Source organism: Streptomyces sp. SID5785 (assembly GCF_009870065.1).
Classification (GTDB): Bacteria; Actinomycetota; Actinomycetes; order Streptomycetales; family Streptomycetaceae; genus Streptomyces.
The window spans coordinates 1-3,678 of record NZ_WWIA01000327.1; the positions used below are offsets into that span (position 1 = coordinate 1).

At 72.2% G+C, this 3,678-nt stretch carries 4 protein-coding genes and 1 pseudogene; 3 read left to right on the top strand and 2 right to left on the bottom strand.

The annotated features are described in order from the left end of the window. Window positions 1-1,333: amino acid permease (locus tag GTW43_RS10560; RefSeq protein ID WP_161301387.1), on the top strand; the 1,333-nt coding region annotated here is incomplete at its 5' end. 4 nt (window positions 1,334-1,337) lie between these two features. Here GTW43_RS10560 and GTW43_RS10565 read toward each other — a convergent pair. Further along, the gene (locus GTW43_RS10565) at window positions 1,338-2,525 is read right to left on the bottom strand and encodes a CapA family protein (RefSeq protein WP_161301388.1); all 1,188 of its coding nucleotides are present in this window, start codon (window positions 2,523-2,525) and stop codon (window positions 1,338-1,340) included. A 70-nt stretch (window positions 2,526-2,595) separates the two neighbouring features. After that, on the bottom strand, window positions 2,596-2,742 hold the full coding sequence (locus GTW43_RS10570) for a hypothetical protein (RefSeq protein WP_161301389.1): 147 nt from the start codon (window positions 2,740-2,742) through the stop codon (window positions 2,596-2,598). A gap of 6 nt (window positions 2,743-2,748) precedes the next feature. On the opposite strand from GTW43_RS10570, the gene GTW43_RS10575 reads away from it, so the two are divergent. After that, window positions 2,749-3,285 (top strand): sigma-70 family RNA polymerase sigma factor, encoded by a 537-nt coding sequence (locus tag GTW43_RS10575; RefSeq protein WP_161301390.1) that lies wholly within the window; start codon window positions 2,749-2,751, stop codon window positions 3,283-3,285. A 144-nt stretch (window positions 3,286-3,429) separates the two neighbouring features. After that, a pseudogene (locus tag GTW43_RS37480) lies at window positions 3,430-3,678 on the top strand (hypothetical protein); the annotation flags it as partial.

Consider the following 3,678-nt stretch of genomic DNA (forward strand, 5'->3'; position numbering starts at 1 on the left):
TGTGCAGCTCACCGCGATCGGCGTGGGCGGCATCATCGGCGCGGGCATCTTCACCCTCGCGGGCACCGTCGCGAACGAGAAGGCGGGTCCTGCCGTCCTGGTCTCGTTCCTGATCGCGGGCGTGGCGAGCGCCGCGGCGGCCCTGTCGTACGCCGAGTTCGCCGGGCTCATCCCGAAGGCCGGCTCGGCCTACACGTACGGATACGCGGTGCTCGGTGAGCTCGTGGGCTGGTTCATCGGGTGGGACCTGCTCCTCGAGTACACGGCGATCGTGGCGGTGGTCGCGATCGGCATCTCGGGCTACTTCAGTTTCCTGCTCGGCGAGATGGGGCTCGAACTGCCGCGGTGGATGCTGGGTGCGCCGGGCACCGGCGACGGGCACCGGGTCGACCTGTTCGCGGCGGCGCTGTGTCTGCTGATCGCGTATCTGCTGACGCTCGGGATCAAGAACGCGGCGCGTTTCGAGACCGTGGTCGTGGTCCTCAAGGTGCTCGTGGTGCTGCTGGTGATCGCGGTGGGCTTCTTCCACATCAACACCGGGAACTACTCGCCGTTCTTCCCGTTCGGGGTCAGCGGGGCCTTCACCGGCGCGGCGACGGTGTTCTTCGCGGTGTTCGGCTACGACGCGATGTCGACCGCCGCCGAGGAGTCCAAGGACGCCCAGCGGCACATGCCGAAGGCGATCATCTACTCGCTCGTGATCTCGATGGTCCTGTACGTGCTGGCCTGCCTGGTGCTGACGGGCATGCAGAACTACAAGGACATCGACCCGGAGAGCGGGTTCTCGACGGCGTTCAAGTCGGTGGGCCTGAGCGGGCTCGCGGACGTGATCGCGGTGGGCGCGATCATCGGCATCCTCACCGTGATGTTCACGTTCATGCTGGGCGTCACGCGCGTGTGGTTCTCGATGTCGCGCGACGGGCTGCTGCCGAAGTGGTTCGCGAAGACGCACCCGACGCGGCACGTGCCGACGCGCGTGACGTGGATCGTCGGGTTCGCGTCGGCCGCCATCGCCGGGTTCCTGCCGATCGGTGAGGCGGCCGAGCTGACCAACATCGGCATCCTGCTGGCGTTCGTGGTGGTGTGCGTCGCGGTGATCGTGCTGCGCTACCGGCAGCCCGAGCTGCCCCGCACCTTCCGCACGCCGGGCATGCCGGTCGTGCCCGCGGTCGGGGTCGTGTTCTCCATCTGGCTGATCACGTTCCTGGAGTGGCAGACCTGGGTGCGGTTCGCCGTCTGGTTCCTGATCGGGCTCGTCATCTACTTCGGGTACTCGTACAAGCGGTCCGAGCTGAACCGCACGGGCCCCGGCGCCGGTACCGGGGCCGAGTAGCTCCTCACCGGGACATGACGAGTCCGTCGCGGGCCGCGCCCCGGCCGAGGACGGCCCGGCGGACGGCGTCGCGCACGCCGGCCAGGTCGGCCCCGTCCTCGATGGCGCGGCCCAGGTTCACGACGCGGCCCGTGCCGACGTCGAACCACTGCGGCACGAACTCGGCCTTCGTCACCTGCCAGCGCTCACCGGCGCGGGCCGGGGGCGCGAAGGTGAAGCGGCCGACCGAGCTCATGTTGCCGCGGGCGTCCGGGTCGCCGTCCCCGTTGACCATCTGGCCGGCGATCTGGTCGCCCATCCCGTACACGATCCAGGTGCCGTTGACCTTCTCGTAGGCCTGCGGGACATGCGCGTGGGTGCCGAGGATCAGGTCGATGTCGGGACGGCCGCCGGTGCGGGAGGCGGTGAGTTCGCGGCCGAGGGACAACTGGCCCGCGTCCGGCTCGTCCTGCCACTCCGTGCCCCAGTGCATGGAGACGACCACGACGTCGGCTCCCGCGCGGCGGGCGGCCCGGGCGTCCTCGACGATCCGCCGGCGGTCCGTCAGGTTCACCGACCACGGCTTGCCGTCGGGCATCGGATGGCCGTTCGTGTCGTAGGTGTAGGCGAGCTGGGCGATCCGGGCGCCGCCCGCCTCCAGCCATGCGGGGGCCCGGCCCTCCCCCGCGGTGCGGCCGGAGCCCGCGTGCCGCACGCCCGCCCGGTCGAGGGCGCCCAGGGTGCGGGCGATGCCGTCCGCACCGTCGTCGAGGGTGTGGTTGGAGGCGGTGGAACAGGAGTCGTAGCCGGTGGCTCCGAGCCCCGCGGCCACCTCGGGCGGCGACGTGAAGTCGGGGTAGCCGCGGTAGTCGCCGTCGGCGCCGTACACGGTCTCCATGTGGCAGATCGCCACGTCCGCGCGGGACACGACGGGCTTCATCCCGGCCAGCATCGGGCGGAAGTCGTATCCGTCGCCGCCCGCGTCGGTGCGGGCCTGCTCGATGATCGAGTCGTGGGGCAGGACGTCGCCGGACGCGACGAGGGTGAACGGTCGGGTCGCCGGGGCGGCGGGGGCCGGGCGGCCCGAGGGCGCGTCGCTCGGCGCGTGCGCCGGGCCTCCTCCGGGTGCGGCGCAGCCGGCGCCGAGTCCGATCAGGGCGGCCGCGAGGGCCAGCGCCTTGCTGCGCGTACTGCTCCGTGTCGTCGCTCTCATCGACCAGGCTCCCTGTCACAGGCGGGGCGGCGGACTGCCGTAAATATCCACATATGGCCATCGGGGAGGGTCAAGGCACCGTGCCGGAGCGTCGCCGGAACGGCGGCACGCCACCGGCCCGCTCGACCCGTTCGCCGCACCGCTCGTCGAGCGCATCGACCGCCTGCCGCACACCGGCGCGCGCCGTCTGGGCGGCACGGGCCCCCTGCGCTGCCATACGCGCATGACGACGGCGCTGAGGACACCACGGACGACGGAGACGGACCTCGCGCAGGTCCAGCGGGAGCACGGCGGGCCGCTCTACGCGTTCCTGCTGCGGCTGTGCGACGGCGACCGGCAGCGGGCGGAGGACCTGGTCCAGGAGACGTTCGTACGGGCCTGGCAGCACCCGGAGGCGCTGCGCTCCGCGCACGAGTCGGTGCGGCCCTGGCTGTTCACCGTCGGGCGGCGGCTGGCCATCGACGCCCGCCGGGCCCGGCTCGCCCGGCCGGCCGAGGTGGGCGGCGCCGTGCTGGACAGCGCGCGGGTGTGCGCGGACCACGCGGAGCGGTCGGCGGCGACGCTCGACGTGCGCGAGGCGGTGGCCACGCTGAGCCCCGAGCACCGGGCCGTGCTGCTCGAGGTGTACTTCAAGGGCGCGAGCGTGGCCGAGGCCGCCCGCACGCTCGGCATCCCCGCGGGGACCGTCAAGTCCCGTGCGTACTACGCCTTGCGGGCGCTGCGCAGGGTCCTTCCGGGATACGCGCCCGACCTGCGGTGAAACGGAAGTCCGGGTCAAGCATCGGCAAAGCGCCTGCCCCGGAGGGCGTTTCCTCGGTTGAGTAATCCGCTGACCTGCCCGGCGCGTTCGACGCGCGGGCCCGGGGCCGGGCGCCGTGCGCGGGCCGGAGGAAGGCGGACAGGGATGCGGTACGGGAGTCAGGACGGCGCGGCGGGCGCCGACAGCGGCGGCACGCAGGGGCCGGGCGGTGAACTGACCGTCCCCATGGCCTGGTTGTACGCCGAGTACATCGCGGACGAGCTGCTGCGCACCGGGGATCTGATGCCGCCGACGTCCTTCGAGTTCCGCGCGGGGCGGGACGCCCTCGCCCTCACGATCTATCTCTCGGACGTGAGCGACGAGCTCTCCGGCATCAGAGTCGTGTCCCAGCTA

Excerpts from the sequence above, each read along its gene's own strand:
- GTW43_RS10570 (WP_161301389.1), bottom strand. The coding sequence starts at position 2,742 with ATGGCAGCGCAGGGGGCCCGTGCCGCCCAGACGGCGCGCGCCGGTGTG.
- GTW43_RS10575 (WP_161301390.1), top strand. The coding sequence starts at position 2,749 with ATGACGACGGCGCTGAGGACACCACGGACGACGGAGACGGACCTCGCG.
- GTW43_RS10565 (WP_161301388.1), bottom strand. The coding sequence starts at position 2,525 with ATGAGAGCGACGACACGGAGCAGTACGCGCAGCAAGGCGCTGGCCCTC.